The organism is Nocardia sp. 348MFTsu5.1 (assembly GCF_000383535.1).
GTDB classification, from domain to species: Bacteria; Actinomycetota; Actinomycetes; order Mycobacteriales; family Mycobacteriaceae; genus Williamsia; species Williamsia faeni.
Map to the genome: position 1 here is coordinate 1 of NZ_KB911527.1, position 21577 is coordinate 21577.

Genomic DNA, 21577 nt, shown 5'->3' on the forward strand with positions numbered 1-21577 from the left:
GGCACAACATAGCCGACCAGCAGTTGACCACCGGCACCCGACTGCACCACCACCACCGCAGACGCCACCGAACCCACCGACTCCAACGCCGCCTCGATCTCCCCCAACTCAATCCGCAAACCCCGAATCTTCACCTGAAAATCACTACGACCCACATACAACAACTCACCATCAGCCCGCCACCGCACCACATCACCCGTGCGATACATCCGCCCACCAACAGACGAAAACGGATCAGCCACAAACCCCGCCGCCGTCAAATCCGCCCGACCCGCATACCCCCGCGCCACCTGCACACCCGACAAATACAACTCACCCGCAACCCCCACACCCACCGGACGCAACCGCGAATCCAACACCCGCACACCGGTATTCCACACCGGACGACCAATCGGAACCACACCACCACCAGAAACATCATCAAAATACCCAACCTGCACAGCCGCCTCCGTCGGACCATACAAATTGTGCAAAGCCACCCCCGGCAACAACTCACCCACCCGAGAAGCCACCGAACCCGCCAACGCCTCACCACCAGCAAAAACCATCCGCAACCCCGACAACCCCTCGGCGCCCACCCCAGAACGCCCCAACATCTCCACAAACACCGACAACATCGACGGCACAAAATGAACCACCGTCACACCACAATCAGCCATCACCGACACCAAATACTCCGGATCCCGATGCCCATCCGGCCGCGCCACCACCACAGAAGCACCCACCACAAACGGAAAGAACAACTCCAACAACGACACATCAAAAGTCACCGGAGTCTTCTGCAACACCACATCACCCACACCGATCCCATACCGATCCCCAACCCACGCAAACAAATTCACAATCGACCCATGCGAAACCGCCACACCCTTCGGCCGACCCGTCGACCCCGACGTGAAAATCACATACGCCGAATTCGACGCCCGCAACCGACCCAACCGCTCACCATCAGACACCGGCACACCCGACAACCCCGAAAGATCCAACCCACCAACATCAACCACCGGAACCGAACCAACATCACCCACATCAACACCACCAGCAACCAACACACACACCGGATCAACCACACCCACCACAAACCCATTACGCTCAACCGGCTGATCAGGATCAACCGGCACATACACACCACCCGCACGCACCACCGCATGCACCGCCACCAACAACTCCACCGACCGACGGATCCCCACCACCACCGCACACTCAGGACCCACACCCCGCCCGATCAACCACCGCGCCAACCGATTCACCCGCACATCAAAATCGGCAAAAGACAACTCCACACCACCAGAAACCACCCGGGCCACACCCGAAAAACGCTGCGCCCCACGATCCAACACATCCGGCAACGTCAACACACCATCAACCGGCCCACCCTCAAACGCCCACCGCGACCCCACCAACTCCCGCTCAACACCATCCAAAACATCAACATCACGAACCAACACCAACGAATCAGCAGCCACCGCCTCCAAGATCGTCACCAGCCGCGCACCGATCCTGGCCGCTTCGTCCGCAGAGAACGCATCGGTGAGGTAGCGCAGCTTTGTCCTGATCGTGGAGTCGGCGAAGGTGATGATCGAGATCGGATAGTGCGTGGCATCAAGCACATTCGCGCCGGTCACCGCCATCCCATCGATGGAGGCGGCCGACCTCAGGCCCTCTTCGTCGACCGGATATGTCTCCAGCACGGAGAGTGAATCGAATGCGGCACCGGGGCCGACGGCCGTGATGATCTCGGCAAGGCCGAGGTGGTGGTGATCGAGCAGGGCCCTCTGCTCGGTCTGCACGCGCACCAAGAGTTCTGAGATGGTCTCGGATTCATCGATCACGATCCGGACCGGGAGTGTGTTGATGAACAACCCGATCATCGTCTCCACGCCCGGAAGGTCGGCCGGCCGACCAGAAACCGTGGTGCCGAAAACGACATCATCACGGTTCAACGATCGAGCCAGCAACAGTCCCCAGGCCGTTTGGATGACGGTGTTCAGGGTGATACCCAAACGGGATGACAGTTCCGCCAACCGGGCGGTGGTGGCCTCCTCGATCGTGACGTCCATGGTGTCAGCATCCGAGGACAAGGCAGTCGGATCCGCTATACCCGACAGCAGCGTGGGATCCTCGCTACCGCTGAAAGCATCGGTCCAGGCGCCGATTGCCGCCTGCCGATCCTGACGTGCGAGCCAGGCGAGGTACCCGCGGTAGGACTCGGTATTGGGCAGCGCCGCCGCATCACCTCGGACGGCATACAGCGTCAGCAGATCCTTGATCAGCAGAGGCATCGACCATCCGTCGATGACGATGTGGTGCGCCATGATCGAGAGCACGTGCCGGTCTCCCGTGCGAAGCATCATGAAGCGGACCAGCGGTGCCGTGCCCAGATCGAAGGGACGTGCCCGTTCGGCGGCGAGTCGTCGCGCGATCTCCGACTCGGCCGTGGAGGCATCGAGATCGTGATCAAGCCAGGCGACGTCGCCGATGTCGGAGATCACCTGCACTGCAACGCCATCGGCGGTGGTGGCGAATGTGGCCCGCAACGAGTCGTACCGCGAGAGCAGCGCCCGAGCGGCGTCCCGCAGCCGCGGAACATCTACATCACCGCCCAGTTCGAGCACCATCTGGACCACATACACGTCCGGTGCGTCGCCCTGCATCGTCGAGTGGACGAACAGTCCCGCCTGCAGTGGGGACAGCGGCCACAGATCCGTGATCGCGGGAGTCTGCGATTCGAGCCGATCGATGTCGTTCTGCGACAACCGGACCAGCGCCGCATCGGACGGGGTGAGCCCCCCGGCCGTATCGGTGACCGAATGGTCGGCGATCGATTGCAGCGCCTCGACCCAATAGTCGGCGATCAGCGAGACCTCGCCTCGCGTGAGGATGTCGCTCGGGAATGCAAAGGTCGCGGTCAGCTCGTCTCCGACGGTGATGGCGTTGATGTCCAGCACCGCGTTGGCGGGCATGTCCGCGTCCATCCGAACGTCCCCGAGTGTGGTGATGTCAGTTGCCGGGGTCCAGCCGATGCCCGCGACTCCGGCCGGGAGTTCCGGGGTCGATACCCGCCCGAGATAGTTGAAACTGATCTGTCCGGCGGGCCCGGCCAGCAGCTCACCGGCGGTCACATCGAGGTACCGCAGGACGCCGTATCCCAAACCCTGCCCGGGAACGCCCTTCAGCTGCTCCTTGACCAGTTTGACCGCGCGTCCTGCCTCAGAGGTGGCCGCAAAGGCGTCATCGACATCGATCGATGAAAGATCCAGTGCGACCGGATGACTGGTGGTGAACCAGCCGACCGTGCGGGACAGGTCTGCGCCGGGCAGATGATCGGATTCGCGGCCGTGGCCCTCGAGCCGCAACAGCAGCGACTGCGACTCGGTGCCCGTCTCACGCCGGCGTCGGGCCACGGCCAGCGCGAGGGCTGCGAGCAGGCCGTCGTTCACGTTGCCGCGGAACTTCGCCGGCGTCGTTGTCAGCACCACATCGCTGACGTCGGCGGGCACGGTCACCGAGATCTTCTCGGTCCGCGCCGCGACGTCGATCTGCGGGTCGAGTGCGCGGGCACCGAGCAGTGGATCCGGTGTGGCGATCACACGCTGCCAGTAGTCGAGTTCATCTGCGTAGTCACCCCGAACCGCCTTGTCGGCGAAGAGGGTCGCCCATGTCCGCATCGAGGTACCTGTCGGCGGCAGGATGACCTCTGCGCCGGAATCGATCGCCATCGCAGCGGTGACGAGATCGGGAATGATGATCCGCCAGGACACTCCGTCGACGGCCAGGTGATGGGCTGCCACGATCATGCGCCCGGGCTCGGTCGAGCCGGTTGGTGCGAGCCAGACACATTGCAGCATGCGGCCATCGGCCGGCGACAGTCGATCGAGCGCGGCATCAAGGGCCTCGCGGGCGATCCGCTCGAGCTCACCGTGCGCGATCGCGGGGTCGTGGTCCACCCGGCTGATCAGCTCCGAGGCATTCACGCTGCCGGGTGGGGCCGTCTCGACGACATGGCCGTCCCCATCGTCGATAAGCCTGGCGCGCAACATGTCATGGCGATCGATGACCGCCTGAACAGTCGCTGCGACGGCGGCGTTCTGGGCTGCCGCCGGTATCTCCAGCACCACCACCTGCGAGAAGCGGCGGTATGCACCGCCCCGCCGGATCATGAAGTGCTCAATCGGTGTGAGCGGCCGGGTACCTGTCCCACCGCCTTCGATTTCACGCAGTGGCTCGACACCGGTGCCGGCCGGCCGGGCAACCGCGGCGAGCGCGGCAGCGGTTCGATGTTCGAAGACGTCACGCGGTTCGAGTACGAGACCTGCGGCGCGCGCCCGGGATACGAGTTGGATCGAGACGATGCTGTCGCCTCCGAGGGCGAAGAAGTCATCGTCGAGCCCGACCCGCTCCACACCCAGCACACCGGCCAGTACATCGGTGATGATTCGTTCGGCCTCGGTGCGAGGTTCGCGGTAGTCCACTGCGCTGGTACCCAGACCCGGCTGCGGCAGCGCAGCACGGTCGAGTTTTCCGACGGGCGTCAGCGGAACCGAATCGATCACCATGATCTCCGCCGGCACCATGTATTCGGCGAGTGTGCCGCGCAGGAATGCGGATAGCTCTGCCGCGGTCACACCGGTGCCGGTCAGCGGCACCACATAAGCGACAAGAGCACTCGTCCCGTCCGGCAGTTGGTGGCCCAATGTCACGGCGAAGGTCACATCCGGGTGCCGGGTCAGTGCCGAGTCGATTTCGCCGAGCTCGATGCGGAATCCGCGGACCTTCACCTGGAAGTCCGTGCGGCCGAGATATTCCAGCGATCCGTCCGCACCCATCCGGACGAGGTCGCCGGTTCGGTACATACGGGTGCCCGGGACCGCCGAAAGAGGGTCCGCCACAAAACGATCCGACGTCAGATCCGGGCGCTGATGGTATCCCCGCGCCAGCCCGACGCCACTGAGATACAACTCGCCCACCACGCCCCGGGGCACCGGCGCCAGGCGTTGATCGAGTACTCGGGTGGTGGCACCGCGAATCGGACCACCGATGGTCACGGCAGCATCCGGTACCAACTGCGCACAGTTCGACATGATGGTGGACTCGGTCGGACCGAAGCCGTTGAACATCCGCCGACCGCCGGAGACAAAGCGCCGCACGAGGTCCGGCGGGCAGGCCTCACCTGCGGTCACCACCACCCGCAGCTCCGGCAGCAGCCCCGGATCCACCGACTCGAGAACCGACGGGGTGATCACGGCGTGAGACACCCGCTCGCGCGCGAGCAGCAGACCGAGATCGTCACCACCGAACACCTCTGGCGGTGAGACCACCAGCGTTGCAGCCGAACCCACCGCCATCAACAGTTCGAACACCGATGCGTCAAAGCTCGGCGAGGCCACTGCCAGCACCCGCGCCGACCCGTCGATCCCGTACCGCTCACGTTGCTCGGCAACGAGCGCGGTCAGACCCGAGTGGGTCACCGCCACGCCTTTGGGACGGCCGGTCGAACCGGAGGTGTAGATCATGTACGCGGTGTTGTCCACCGACACCGCCCGCACGCGGTCGGCGTCGGTGATCGCGATCGACACCTGCCGACCGACCTCGTCCGCGAATTCGGGGTCATCGATCGACAGCCATTCCACGCGTCCGGAGGGAAGGTGTCCGTCTGCAGCACCCCGCAGGCCCACGCGGGCGCCGGCATCGCTGAGCATGAATTCGATACGGTCGGCCGGGTATTTCGGGTCCACCGGCACCCATGCCGCCCCGGACTTCGCGACGGCCCAGATCGCCTCGACAAGCGCTGCCGACCTCGGCAACGCCAACGCGACGATCGACTCCGCCCCTATACCGCGCTCGATGAGGACTCGTGCCAACTGCGTTGAGCGCGCGTCGAGTTCGCGATAGGTCAGCGCCTTCTCGCGGGCGACCACGGCGACACCGTCCGGATTCGCCCGGACTGCCGCAGCCAGGATTTCGGGCAATGTCGACGCATCCGGGACACCCGCGACAGACCCCTGCGACTCTCCGAGGATGGCGCGACGCTCGACATCTCCGAGTATGTCGATGTCACCGACAGCGATGTCCGGTTGTCCGACAACCGCGGCGAGGACCTCGACCAGACGTTCGCCGAAGCGCTGCACCGTGGCCGATTCGAACAGATCGGTTGCGTAGGTGATTTCGACCGAGAGATCCCCCAGGCGTCCGGATCCTTCACCGAGCGCGACGATCTCCAACGACAGGTCGAATTTCGCCGGGTGCACACCTGATTCGTAGCGTTCGACCACCAGATCCCCGAGTTCGAATCGGGTGCGTTCCAGATTCTGAAAGGCCAGACCGACCTGGAACAGCGCGTGATGTGCGGTGGACCGCGCCGGCGCCAGAACTTCCACCAAACGCTCGAACGGGATGTCGGCATGTGCGAAGGCGTCCAGATCGACGGCCTTCGCCTGCGCCACGAGATCGGAGAAGCGGTCGGCGGCATCGACATTCGTCCGCAGCACCAGCGTGTTCACAAACATGCCGACGAGTCCGTCGAGGGCTTCGGAACCACGCCCGGCGATCGGGGCACCGATGGCGATGTCCTCGGATCCACTCAACCTGGCGAGCAGTACGGCCAATGCGCTGTGCACCACCATGAACAGGGTCGCACCTTGACTGCGCGCGAGCTCATCGAGGCCGTCGTGGAGTTCACCGTCAATCACCAGCGCCGCCGCGCCACCGGCGCCCGACCAGATCGGTGGGCGGACATGGTCGAGAGGCAGGTCGATCCGCTCGGGTAGTCCGGCCAGCTGTGCGCGCCAATACTTTTCCTGTTCGGCCGCAACAGATGTCACGTCCGACTCGGAACCCAGCATCTGGCGCTGCCAGATCGAGAAGTCGGCGTACTGCACATACAACGGCGGCCACTGGTTGTCCGCACCGGAGGTCCGCGCAGCGTAGGCGGCCATCACATCGGCAGCCAGCGGCGACATCGAGTAGCCGTCGGCGCTGATGTGGTGGACCACAAAGACCAGCACCGACTCGTTCGGTGACATCCGCAACAGTGCTCCACGCACCGGAACCTCGGTTGTCACATCGAATCCCGCGGTGACCAGTGCGCTGACCCGCGTTGCCACCATCGTCTCGTCGAGGTCTTCGATTGTGAACCGGTCCGCGACCGACTGTGCCTCACCGATGAGTTGGTAGGGCGTGCCATCGGCGTGGGGGTATGTCGTCCGCAGCGTCTCGTGCCGGGCCAGTACGTCCGCCACCGCCAGCCGCAGCACGTCTGCATCAATGGTTCCGGTGAGGCGGATCACCAGAGGGATGTTGTAGGCCGCCGAGCCGGTGTCGAACTGGTTGACGAACCACATCCGCTGCTGGGCAGGAGACAACGGGATCCGCGCGGGGCGAACACACGGTTCCAACGGCGGACGGCGGCGAGCCGTCACCGATCGGGTGTCGATTGTGGCCGCCAGGCGCGCAACGGTGGGAGACTCGAACAGTTCACGGATGCCGATCGACGCCGACAGAGCGTCGTTGATCCGCGCCACCGCGCGCATGGCGAGAAGTGAGTGCCCGCCCAGTTCGAAGAATGAATCGTCCACACTGACGCGGTCAACATCCAGCAGTGCCGCGAAGACGTCCGCGATGAGCTTCTCGCTGATCGTGCCCGGTGCCCGATACTCTCGGTCTCCGGCGTCGAAGGCCGGCGCCGGCAGCGCTCGTCGGTCCAGTTTTCCGCTGGGCGACAACGGGATCTGGTCGAGGGGCAGGATCTGCGCAGGCACCATGTACGCCGGCAGTCTGCGACTGACGAACTCGAGAAGTTGGTGTGGCTCCGGCGTCGTGCCCGGTGCCGGGACGACATATCCGACGACCGCATCGCCGGTCGAGGGATGCGAGTACAGGATCGCCACCGCTCGCGCGACGTCTTCGTGCTCGCTGAGCGCCGACTCGATTTCGCCGAGCTCGATCCGCAATCCGCGCAGTTTGATCTGAAAGTCGGTGCGCCCGAGGAACCTGAGCCCGCCGTCTGCTCTGACCACCACGAGGTCCCCGGTGCGGTACATCCGCGTGCCCGGTGTCAGCGGATCGGCGACAAATCGTTCCGCGGTGAGATCCGCACGGCCGTGATACCCGCGGGCCAGCTGCACCCCGGTCAGATACAGTTCTCCGGGCACGCCGACCGGCACCTCGTGCAGCCGCGAATCGAGCACCCGTGCACCGGTATTGCGGATCGGACTACCGATGGGCACGACAGTGTCGGCGGCCGAGGTTCGATACACCGTCGATGTGACTGTCGCCTCGGTCGGGCCATAGGTGTTGTCCAGGACTGCCGAACTGTGGTCGGCCGCCCGCCGCACCAGATCGGCAGACAGTTCTTCGCCACCGATCGACAGATACCGCAACGAGGGCGGCAAGTCCGCCGTTGCCTCGGTGATGAACAGTTCGAGCATCGACGGAACGAACTCGAGGATCGCGAACTGGTGCCGAACTGTCAGGTCCAGAAGATATCCGACATCGAGATGACCTTCGGGCCGCGCGATCACCAGAGTCGCACCCAGTTGCAGCGGCAGGAACAGTTCCCACACCGAGGCGTCAAATGTCACCGGCGTCTTGTGCAGCATCACATCGTCGTGGTCGAGGTCGTACCTCTCCCGCATCCAGAGCAACTGGTTGAGAACCGAACGATGCTCGACTGCAACACCTTTAGGATTTCCGGTCGAGCCCGAGGTGTAGATCAGGTAGGCGGTGTTCCGCGCCCGCAGCGGCGTGGGCCGGTCGGTGTCGGCGATCGGTCCGGCCGGGTGCCCGGTCAGGTCGAGCTCATCGATGACAACGATCGATTCAGCGACGGGCAGGTCGGCACGATCGCGTGTGGTGGTCAGGACGACCGCAGGCCGCGCGCTGGCCAGCACGTACTCGTTGCGTTCGTCCGGATGATCCGGGTCGATCGGCACATACGCGCCACCGGCCTCGAGGACCGCATAGATGGCGACCAGCATGTCGATCGAACGGCGAGCCGCCACCGCGACCGTGACCTCCGGGCCTACTCCGATGCCCACGAGGTGGTGGGCCAGCCGGAACACCCGCTCACCGAAGTCGCGGTAACTGACCTGCTCATCCTCGAAGACAACAGCGGTCCGGGAACCGTTGGCGGCCACCGCCCGCCGGAACCCGTCCACCAAGGTCTCATCCGGCATCGGACGAAGGTCCGAGCCGATCAGATCGCGCTGCCCCGTCTCTTCGGGCAACAACAGCGGCAAATCGCCCACCGGCCGCGAGGGATCGGCGGCGACTGCCGCCAGCATCTCGACAAACCGACCGGCGAACGCCACCATTGTTCCACGGTCGAACAGGTCCGTGGCATAGAGCAGCGAGCCGCGGATCCGGCCCGCCGAACCGTCTGCGTTGAACTCCTCGACCAGGGTGATGGTCAGGTCGAGTTTGGCGATCGCCGCCTCCACGTCGTCGATCACCTCGATCGTCACCCCGGGCAACCGGATTTCGGTGCGCTCGAAGTTCTGCAACATCAGCAGCACTTGGAAGAGCGGGGTGTAGGCCAAAGATCGAGCCGGACGCAGGATCTCGATCAATCGGTCGAGCGGGACATCTGCTTCGCCGAGTGCTTGCAGATCAGTTGAGCGGACATCGGACAAGAATGCATCGAACGGCTGGTCCGGCGACACGAACGAACGCAGCACCAGGGTGTTGCCGAACATCCCGACCAGGTCATCGAGGGACTGTTCACCCCGACCCGCTATCTGGGTGCCGATCGACACGTCGTCTGTGGCCGCCAAACGCGACAACAGCACCGCCAGTGCTGCATGCACTGTCATGAAGAGCGTCGAATTCGCATGCTGGGCATAGGCATTCAACTGCTGCGCGACGTCTGGGCTGATCTCGAAATCGACCAGGTCACCGCGGCCGGAAGGCTTGTCGGGTCGCGGGCGGTCCGCGGGCAACTCCAGAACCTCGGGAGATCCCGCCAGTGCAGCCTTCCAGAAACTGATCTGGCGCGCGATCAGACTCTCGGGGTCCGATTCCTCTCCGAGCATCTCTCGATGCCACAAGGCGTAATCGGCGTACTCCACGGGCAGTTCGGCGAACTCCGGATCGACACCCTGCATCCGGGCCGAGTACGCCAGCATCAGATCACGAACCAGTGGTGTCAGCGATCCACCGTCACTGGCGATGTGGTGAGACACCACCACCAGCACCCAACTGTCCTCCGCGAGCTGGAACAGGCGGGCGCGCAATGGTGTCTGCGAGGACACATCGTAACCACGGGAGATGAAACCGGTGACGGTCGTCCAGAGCTCCGACTCCTCGACCTGTTCGCTCACGAGGGGCAATGTCACCTCGGAAGCGGGCCGGATATCCTGCACCGGACCGTCGTCGGTGTCGGGGTACACCGTGCGTAACGGCTCGTGACGCCTGATGAGGTCGCCGAACGCCTGCTCCAGCGCACCGATGTCGAGACTCCCGCTGATTCGCAAGGCAATCGGCTGGTTGTAAGCGATAGATGTTGTGTCGAACTGATTTGTCAGCCACATCCGCTGCTGCGCGAATGACAGCGGCAAGACGTCAGGCCGCGGTCGGCGTTCGAGCACCGGTCTGATGTTTCCGCCACGGTTTGCCTCCACGCGGGCAGCGAGTTCGGCGACGGTTCTCGATTCGAAGATCTCCCGGACCCCACTGGTCGATCCGACTGCGGCGTTGAGACGGGCAACCGCCTGCGTCGCGATCAGGGAGTTGCCACCGAGTTCGAAGAAGTTGTCGTCGAGGCCGACCCGTTCGATCCCCAGCAGATCTGCCAGCGCAGACGCGACCACCAGCTCGGTCTCGGACTGCGGTTCGCGGTACTCCTTGCGTGAGGTCCCGATGGTCGGAGCCGGTAGTGCGGCACGGTCGAGCTTCCCGACCGGGGTGAGCGGCACCTCGTCGATCCGAACGATCTCCGCCGGAACCATATAGGCCGCCAACGACTTCCCGACGAACGCTGTCAACTCGTCGGGGTCGATATCGGCACCCGGACGAGGCATCACATAGGACACCAGCGTCATGGAGCCGTCTGCCAGCTGATGGCCGATGGTGACCGAGAAACCGACCCCGGGATGGGCCGCCAGCGCCGAGTCGATCTCGCCGAGCTCGATGCGGAAACCACGGACCTTGACCTGGAAGTCGCTACGGCCGAGGTATTCGATCACCCCGTTCGCGCGACCGCGAACCACATCGCCGGTGCGGTACAACCGGCTTCCCGGTTCGCCGAACGGGCTGGCCACAAATCGTTCCGACGTGAGCGAAGGCCGGTTGTGATACCCACGTGCCAGCCCTACCCCCGCGATGTACAGCTCGCCGGCCACACCGGCCGGAACCGGCCGCAGCATGGTGTCGAGGATGTGCGCGGTGACCGCGGGCAGTAGGCCACCGATCGAGACCGGTTCCCCCGGAAGGAGTTCCACCAGGCTGGTCACAACCGTTGTCTCTGTGGGCCCGAACCCGTTCAACATGCGGCGGCCGTCTCTGGCGACCTGGGTCACCAATTCCGGACTGACCGCCTCACCGCCTCCCACCACCGTGCGTAGGTCAGTCAGTCCGTCCAGCACCAGGGTCTGCAGCACCGACGGCGTGATGAACGCGTGTGTCACTCCGGTTGTTCGCAGCCACTCCGTCAGCGGCTCTCCACCGAATGCGTCCGGCGGCGCGATGACCAGCGGTATCCCAGAGCTGAATGCTCCCAGCATCTCGAACACCGAGACATCGAAACTAGGGGTCGCCACAGCCAGCATTCGCGACGATCGGTCGATCTCACACCGGTCCCGGATCGTCTCGGCGAGACCGGACAAGCCGGAATGCGTGACCTCAACACCTTTCGGCCGCCCGGTCGATCCCGATGTGAAGATCATATAAGCGACATTGTTCGGCGCTATCGGACGCAGCCGGTCCGCATACCCGACCGGGTCTGCCGCCTCACCGGCGATCGCTTCCTCATCGGAACCGTTGCCGAGCACGATCCAATCAACCGAATCAGGCAGTACGGAACGAAACTCGGTCGTGGTGATCCCGCACGTCGCACCCGAATCGTCGAGCATGAACTCGATACGTTCTGCCGGATATCCGGGATCGACCGGGATATAGAAAGCTCCGGTCTTCGCCACCGCCCAGATCGACACGATCATGGACGCCGAGCGGGTGTTGGCAAGCGCGACACCGGATTCGGTACCCATGCCACGAGCGATCAAAATCCGGGCGAGTCGAGACGAGCGCTCGTCGAGCTCACGATAGGTCAGGGTGCCGTCGACCGCCACGACCGCAATCGAGTCCGGATTGAATTCGACTGCGGTGGATAGGATTTGCGCGAGTGTCGGAACCCTCTTCGCAGGCCGTGGTCGCCGTGTCCGTGCGGGCGGTCGACCGACCTTTCGGTTGCCCCGCTCCCCGCGAGCATTGCCTCCATGAGCTTCCTCGGTCATCCCCTGCTCCTCATTCGAGTGCCAGATTCACACGTACGCGCCGACGCATGCGCTGCGTCGGCGTTCAGATGCTGATTCCCGCCGCGATCAGAACCCACTGAACTCGAAACGGCGGCGCCGGCGGTCGGTCGAACATGTCGACGATCGGGCTCAACCCCATTCCGACGTCCTCAACTGCACCGAGTCGACGGTCATGAGTTCGACGGTCGCCTCGGCGTCCGCCGGCAATGCGGCCGGATTTCCCTCGCTGATCACGACTTGCAGATCTTCCAGCGATTCGCCCGTGACAGCAGGCAACTGGCCGGGCCGGATGAACACGTGGGTCACCCATTCCTCGGCGAGCAATCCCATCAGGTCGGTCTCTTCGTCGGACGTCGGCACGACGACCGTGGCCCCGGCAGCTCCGGCGAGGAGAGCCTCGAACACGGTGACCGCAGGCGAGACCTCTGCGGTGGCCAGCAGTCTGGACTCGTAGTTCATTCCCAGGCGGTCTGTTTCGGCCGCAACCCGTTGTCCGAGTCGTTCATGCGACAGTTCGGCCCAGGTACCGGACTCCGGCACCAACAGTGCCGGGCTCGAGGGAACCAGAGGGCGAACGCGGTCGGCATAGGTGAACGGTCGCGGGTTGAATCGGCTCACCTGTCCCGGCAATTCGAAGAGATGCTTCACGTCGGCATGCGCATTGCCTGCCTCCGACGACGGATCGACGCCGAACACGAGATCGGTTCTCGCGGGTAGTTCGGCATCGGTTGCCGGAAGCACCAAACCCGCTCCCGCCTTCAGGACCGCCCACCACAGCGGAAGCGCCTCGCGCAGACACTCGGTTTCGACATGGACGAGTTGCCCGGGCCCATAGCCGTACTCGGCCAGCATTCGCGCCAGCCGGTTCGCTCGGGCATCGAGTTCGGCAAACGTGGTCTCGCCCGCCCCACCCGCCATCGCGGGCGCACCCGGATCTGCTTCCACCGAAGCCTCGAACAGGGACAGCACCGTGCCTCCCCGAGATCCGCTGTCGACGCCGGCCGGTTCGGCCACGGGCGTATCGATCGCAGCGAGCGGCAGATCACCCACCCGGACATCCGGATCCTGCACGGCTGCAGTGAGAATCGAGGTGAAGTGTGCGCTGAACGTGTCCACCGTGTCGTGGTCGAAGAGGTCGACCGAATAGGTGAGTTTCATCGCCAGATCCTCGCCGTCGGCACGCGAGTCGTCGACGGTCAGCATCAAATCGAAATCTGCCGGATCGAACGGATTCTCCATCTCGGTGATCGTCAAACCCGAAAGTGCCAACTGAACCGAATCAAAGTTCTGAAACGACAGCATCGTCTGGAAGATCGGATGCATCGAAGCGTCACGATGCGGCGACACCGCATCGACCACGCTCTCGAAGGGGACATCGGTCATGCTGAACGCCTGCAGACTGACCTCCCTGGCGTGCTTGAGCAGATCGGTGAACGGTTCGGATTCCTTGAGCTGCAACCGCAAGGCCACCGTGTTCACCAACATACCGACCAGGGAGTCGAGCTCGGCAGCGCCGCGGCCGGCATGCGCGGTACCGATCACCACATCCGCGCATCCCGACAACCGCGACAGCACCACCGACAGGGCGGAGTGGATGATCATGAATCGTGTCACGCCCAAGCGCTGGGCAGTGTCGGCAAGACGGTCGGCGGCGTCCGAATCGAGCGAGAAGTGCACCGAGGCACCCACCCGGCTCGGTGTTGCGGGGCGCTCACGATCACGCGGAAGGTCGAGTTCAGCCGGAATGCCTTCGAGTTCGCGTTTCCAGAATGCGAGCTGAGCGCTTGCCACCGAACCCTCATCGGTGATCGATCCGGCGTAATCTCGTTGCCACAGTGCGTAATCGGCATACTGGACCGGCAGCGGATCCCACTGCGGCGAGGCGCCGTCGGTCCGGGCCGCATAGGCGGCCATCATGTCGCCGCCGAGTTGCCGGAGCGAGAACCCGTCGGCCGCGATGTGATGCACGACAACAGCGAGGACATGATCCCCGTCAGGCAATCGGAAAAGATTGAGCCGCAGGGGAACCGACGACGTGACATCAAATGGCCGGGTGACGAACTCGACCACGGAGTCCCATACCCGGTCCTCCTCGATGATCTCCATGCCGACCGATACACCGTGCTCGTGCTCCGCCATCACCTGCTGGCGGGGCACCCCTTCGACGTCTGGGTAGATGGTGCGCAGGACTTCGTGCCGCTCGATCACGTCGGCAACAGCCGCACGCAACGCCGCGAGGTCGAGTGGACCACGCAGCCGCAACGCCAGCGGCATGTTGTATTTGGCCGAATCAGGCTCAATGCGATTGCTCAACCACATCCGTTGCTGCGCCAGCGCGAGCGGGATCACCTCGGGACGCGGGCGCGCGATCAGCGCGGGCCGCAGTTGTCGACGCGCGTCCGCGATCCGGCTCGCGAACTCCCCGACGGTGGGCGCGTCGAAGAACGTTCGGATCGGTATCTCCACACCCAGGACCGCTCCGATGCGCGAGGCCGTCTGGGTGGCCACCAGTGAATTCCCGCCGAGGGCGAAGAAATCATCGTCGAGGCCGACCGGTGAACGATGAAGAATCTGAGAAAATGCCGAGGCCACGACCTTTTCCAACCCGCTGCGTGGCGGCCGGTAGGCCTGAACCTCGATGACCGGGTCGGGTAGAGCGCCCCGATCGAGCTTTCCGTTGGCGGTGAGCGGAAGCTGGTCGAGCACCACATAGTGAGCCGGGATCATGTATGCCGGCACAAGTTTGGCCATCGCGCGACGCAGCTCTGTCCGATCCACGTGAGCACCGGGGGTGGGTACCAGGTACCCGACGAGATTGTCGTCGCGCATCAGCACCGCGGCGTTTCGCACGACCGACTGTTCGAGCAATGCCGACTCGACTTCACCGAGTTCGATGCGCAACCCGCGGAGTTTGACCTGGAAGTCGGTTCGGCCCTCGTAGATGATTTCACCGTCGCCCCGCTGGCGGACCAGGTCTCCGGTGCGGTACATCTGGGCGCCGACGTGCTCTGCATACGGATCTGCCACGAATCGGTCGGCGGTGAGGTCGGCCCGGCCCGCATATCCGCGTGCCAGTTGGACACCCGTCAGATACAGCTCACCGGTGACCCCTCGCGGAGCCGGATGCAATCGGGTGTCGAGGATCCGGGCACCGGTGTTGCCGACCGGCCGCCCGATCGGAACGTCGATGGAGTGGTCGGTCACGTTGTCGTGGAACAATGCCTGGACCGCCGACTCTGTCGGACCATAGAGATTGTGAAGGGCGGTGTGCGGCAGTAGTTCGGCACATCGTCGCGCCGTGGCCGCGGGCAGCGCCTCGCCACCGGCGAACAGCATGCGAAGTGACGACAACTCCGGCACGTCGGTCGGGTATTCGTCGAGCTCGTTCAGGAAGACCGTGAGCATCGACGGTACGAACTGGGTCACCGTGACGCCGTGCTCGGCGATCAGCCGTCGCAGGTACGCCGGATCGCGATGACCCCCCGGTTCGGCAATGACAACCCTCGCGCCGGTCTGCAGCGGATAGAAGAGCTCCAGCAGCGAAACATCGAACGTCGCAGGTGTTTTGACCAGGACCATGTCCCTGTGATCTATCCCGTAGCGATCACTCGTCCAGGTCATCAGGTTCACGATCGCGCTGTGACTGACCACGACACCCTTGGGCAGACCGGTCGATCCCGAGGTGAAGATCATGTACGCGGCATTGGCCGGCCGCAACGGCGACGTGCGCTCGGAATCGCGCACCGGAGCCGGCGAGTAACCCGCCAGATCAAGCATTTCGACCTCGATCACCCGGACATCGATGGACGTCTCAAACGGCTCCCGCGAACTTGCCAGGACCATCATCGCGGCCGACGTCGAGATCGCCCGGTCGTTGCGGATCGCGGGTTGATCGGGATCGACCGGCGCGTATACGCCACCGGCCTTCAACACCGCATGAACGGCGACCAGATGATCGATCGAGCGCGGCAAGGCCACGACGACAACCTGCTCGGGTCCGACGCCGTTGTCGATCAGCCACCTCGCCAATCGATGTGACCGCGCGCCGAACTCCCGGTAGCTCAGCGTGCTGCCGTCTGCGACCACGGCGACCGCATCAGGCGTGCTCTCGATCTGTGCGTCGAGGAGTTCGACCAGGTTCCGGCGTTCATCGGCCAGGCCGGGGCGGTCGTCACCGGGAATGAACTGCGAATCCTCTGACCCCAGGACGTCGACATCGGCGATCGCAGCCGAGGGATCGGCGACGACGGCCTCGAGCATTCGCACGAACCTGCTCGCGATCGCCGCCACCGAATCGCGGTCGAAAAGATCGGTGGCGAAGGTCAGCCTGGCGTCGATGTCTGTGGGCGAACCGATCAGGGTTGCGGATTCGGTGAGCGTCAGCTGGAGATCGAACTTCGCGAGCTCCAGATCGAGTTCGACCGGCGTCAGCGCCAGTCCACTCATCTCCATTTCGGCGGCATCCACGTTCTGGAACGCCAGCATCACCTGAAACACCGGGTGGTAGGACTCCGAGCGTTCCGGATTGAGCGCCGTGACGATGCGCTCGAACGGGATGTTCGCATTGCTGAACGCGGCCAGATCGACGTCACGTACCCGTTCGACGAGTGAGCTGAACGACGAGGTCGGATCTACCTTCGTCCGCAGTGCGAGGGTGTTCACGAACATTCCGACCATCGCGTCGAGCGCGGCCTCACCTCGACCGGCGATCGGTGTACCGATGGTGATGTCGTCGCTGCCGGCCAACTTCGCCAGGGTGGCGGCCAGCGCGGCGTGCATCACCATGAACAACGTGGCGTTCTGGCTGCCTGCCAGATCCAGCACTGCGCGGTGCAGGTCGGCGCTGATCACGAAGTCGTGGTTGGCGCCGTGGTGGCTCGATCGGACCGGTCGCGGTCGATCGGTCGGCAGGTCGAGGGTTCCGGGTGCGTCGGACAGTGCGTCCACCCAGAAGTCGAGTTCCCGGGTGATCAACGCGTCGGGGTCCTCCGGTGTCCCGAGAACCTTTTGCTGCCACACCGTGTAATCGGAATATTGGACCGGCAGTGGGGTCCACGCAGGTGGGACACCCGAGCATCGTGCGCTGTAGGCCTCGATCACATCGCGAGCCAGCGGTGCCATCGAGGCGCCGTCCGCACAGATGTGGTGGACGACCATGGCCAGCACGTGGTGCTCGGCGTCGAGACTGAACAGTCGGACGCGTAGCGGGACCTCCGCGGACACATCGAACGTCGACCCGGCGAGCTCCAACAGACCCGCCTCGAACTCGGCGTCGTCCTCCACCCGGACCTCGACGAGTTCGTGAACGACCTCACCGGGTGGGTGCACATGCTGGACCGGTGCCGACCCGTTGTTCGGGAACGACGTCCGCAACGCCTCATGTCGCTCGATCAGGTCACCGACGGCTGCCCGGAGCGCATCTGTCTGCAGTCGACCGCGCAAGCGCACGGCGAACGGAATGTTGTAGGCCGCCGAGTCGGGTTCGAATTGGTTCAGGAACCACATCCGCTGTTGCGCGAATGACAGCGGCACATCGCCGGCGCCGTCACGCCGGACGAGTGGGAGACGCCCACCGCTGTCCGCCTGGGCGGCCAGCCGCGCGGCGAGGGCTCCGACGGTCGGCGCTTCGAACATGTGGCGCACCGATACATCTGCCTTCAGCTCTGCACCGAGCCGCGCGACCGCCCTGGTGGCGATCAGCGAGTTGCCGCCGAGCGCAAAGAAGTCATCGTCGAGGCCGACATTGTCGATACCCATCAGCTCACCGAACACCGTTGCCACGATCTGTTCGACAACCGTTGCCGGAGCCCTGAATTCGATCTTTTCCATGACCGGGTCGGGTAACGCCTTCCGGTCGATCTTGCCGTTCACGGTGACCGGCAGCGACTCGAGGACAACGATCGAGGTCGGTGTCATGTGCGGGGGTAGTTGTTGCGTCGCGAAATGCTGCAGCGCGCGACGATCAAAAGTCTGTCCGGGTTCCATCACGACATACGAGACGAGTACCTCGCGCACCGGCGGCGGCTCATCAGCGGTATCGAGCGTGATGCCGTCGATCTGCTGCAGAAGGCGCACCACACCGGCGAACGGCCCGTCGTCGTTACCGCGGCGATCACGTTCGGGCGGGGCCGGATGGTAGGTATGCACAACCGTGACCACCGAACGCACGGCCGGATGGCCGGCGATCACGGCGTCGATCTCACCGAGTTCGATACGGAAGCCTCGGAGTTTGATCTGGTTGTCGGCGCGCCCGACGTACTGCAACTCTCCGGATGACGTCCAGCGCACGAGATCGCCGGTGCGGTACATCCGCAAACCGGGCTTGCTGTACGGGCTGGCGACAAAGCGGGTCGAGGTGAGCCCGAATTTGTTCATGTATCCACGGGTCAGACCATCGCCGACGATATAAAGTTCGCCGACCACCGCGACCGGCACCGCCCGCAAGCGGTCGTCGAGGACAACCAGACTCAGACCACGCACCGGAGCACCGATGGTCGGTTTGAACGCACTGGTGATCGGCGGTGTCACCGACGCGATGATCGTTGTCTCGGTCGGACCGTAGGCATTGAACAACCGGGTGCGCTCGAACCAGCGGGCGGCAACTTGTGGCGGCAGTGCCTCACCGGCGCTGATCACACATTCCAGACTGTCGAGCCCATCGGGCTCGAGTGATCCGAGCGCTGCCGGAGTGATCACCATGTGCGTGATCGATTGCGCGCGAATGAAGTTCGACAACTCCTCGCCGCCGAAAACACCGACGGGCGCCAGCGCGAGGGTGCCGGCCGACGACAGGGCCAGCAGTTGCTCGAAGACCGACGCGTCAAAACTCGGTGATGCCACCGCCAGGGACCGTGATCCGGCCCGGACCTGATAGAGATCGCGCATATCGGCCGCGATGTTGGCCAAACCCACGTTGCTGACCACAACGCCCTTGGGAAGCCCGGTCGATCCCGAGGTGTAGATCGTGTACGCGATGTTGTCGGGTCGCACGATGCCGGTGCGGTCGGCGTCCGATACCTGGTGGGCGGGGCGGTCGGCGACCACCGACGCCACGATGTCGTCGTCGAGGACGATCCAGTCCACGGAGTCGGGTAGCTGTGAGTGCAGTTCCCGAACGGTCAGTCCCCAGCGAGCATGGGAGTCGCTCAGGATGTGGCTGATCCGATCGGCCGGATAGGCGGGGTCGACGGGAAGGAACGCACCGCCCGCCTTTGCGACTGCCCAGACCGACTTCACGTAGTCAACTGATCGCGGCAGCGCCACTGCGACCGGCATGTCCGGACCGATGCCTCGCTCGATCAGGAATCGCGCCAGCCGATTGGACATCGCGTCGAGGTCTCGGTAACTCACCTCGCCGTCAACGGTGCTCAACGCCGGGTGGTCCCCGGCCGTCGTCACCGCCTCGGCGATCAGATCGATGAGCCGCTGCGGTTTCTCGCCCACGACACCGCGAGCGGGCACAAAGCGAGCCCGTTCCGACTCGCTGACCAGATCGATCTCACCGACCGACGAATGCGATGGGCGCTCGATGAAAAGCTCGAGGAAGTGGACGAAACGATCACGGTGAATCCGCAAGCCGTCTGCTTCGTATCGCTGCGGGTTGGCCTCGAAGTCGATGTGCATCTCGGTGGTATCGGCACCGTGATAGATGTTCAGAGCCAGATCTTCCACCGGACCGGTGGCCAGCACGTTGAAGTGGCCGGACATCGGCCCGAGGTTCAGCTCGTTGTGGAAGAGCATGATGTTGACCGACGGGCCGAACAGACCGAGGCGGGTCCTGGTCTCGCCGGCATCGCGGCGAATGTCCTCGTACCGATACCGCTGGCGCCGCAGGGCTCCGGTCAGTTCCAGCTGGGCCTGCGATACGGCGTCGCGGATGGTGGCGTGGGACGGCAACTGCAATCGCAATGGCACCACGTTCGAGACCATGCCGCCCGAGCGACGCAGCGCAGCGGTGGTGCGGGCCGACACCGGCAGACTCATCACGATGTCGTCGAGTTCGGTCATCCGGGCCAGAAAAGTGGCGAAAGCCGCGACGACCAGCGGTGCGACGGCGCTCTCCAGGTCGACCGCACGTTCCTCGAGCTTCTTGATCAGCGAGGACGAAATCGCGCCACCTGCAACAAGTGCGGGCGAAGAGATCGGTGCGGCGGACTCGGACAGCGACGGTGGATCCGGCATCTCACGCGTCTTCTCGGCCCAGTACGCCCGATCGTTGACAAAGCGCTCCGAATCCCGGTACTTCGCATCCTCGAGATACACGCCGTAGAGATCACTTGCTTTCGACGCCGGAGGATCGTCGCCGGCGACCGCGGCCGAATAGAGCTCGGCCACCCGGCGCGTGATTGCCATCGCGCCGAAGCCGTCGAGCGCGACGTGATGAATTCTGTTGTACCAGTAGAAGTGTTCGGTATCGAGTTGCAAAACGTAGGCGACCACCAGGCGATCGGTCAGGATGTCGATCGGTGCGCTGTATTCCCCGGTCATGAACGACATGGCCGCCGCGACCGGATCATCCTCATCACGTAGATCGACGTACGTCAGCGCGTCATCGATCTCGCGGTCGACCAACTGGTACAGGTCACCGTCTTCCTCTGTCAGGCGCAAAAAGCCCGACCCGAACTCCTTTCCCGCACTCACCATGCAGTCATTGAGCAATCCCACATCGAGCGCACCGCGGAGCTCTACGTACTGTGCGATCGCAATCGGGACGTCACCGGCCAGTTCCTGGGCGAACCACATTCCGCGCTGTGCAGCGGAGAGCGGGAACCGCCCGACCTTACCTGCGTCATCAATGGCGTTGGCTTCGGTCTGCGTGAGCCTGCTCCCTCCTGCGGCATTCAAGATCTACTCCTGATCGCGACACGACCGGTGCTCAGCTAACGTACCGCCGAGTGACCAGTCAGCTGGACAAAACCGAAACGCTATTCCTGCTTCAATCTTTCCGGATCACGCACTCGACAACACCGCTTTAGGCTGAATTTTCAAGCGAATGAACGACATAACCCGCGATTGGAGCAAGACGTACATATGACCATATCGAGCGCTCCGATGCGGACGTTACATGCCGGTGGTGAGGCGGGGAATCGCACAATCGAGAGTGGCATGCG

General features: G+C 64.1%; 2 protein-coding genes. Both read right to left on the reverse strand.

The annotated features are described in order from the left end of the window. Window positions 1-12446 (reverse strand): non-ribosomal peptide synthetase (locus H290_RS29725; protein WP_020109622.1); only part of this gene is annotated, 12446 nt, incomplete at its 3' end. Window positions 12447-12596: 150 nt separating this feature from the next. Further along, window positions 12597-21311, reverse strand: a complete 8715-nt coding sequence (locus H290_RS29730; RefSeq protein ID WP_155977046.1) for a non-ribosomal peptide synthetase — start codon at window positions 21309-21311, stop codon at window positions 12597-12599. Window positions 21312-21577: the final 266 nt, after the last annotated feature.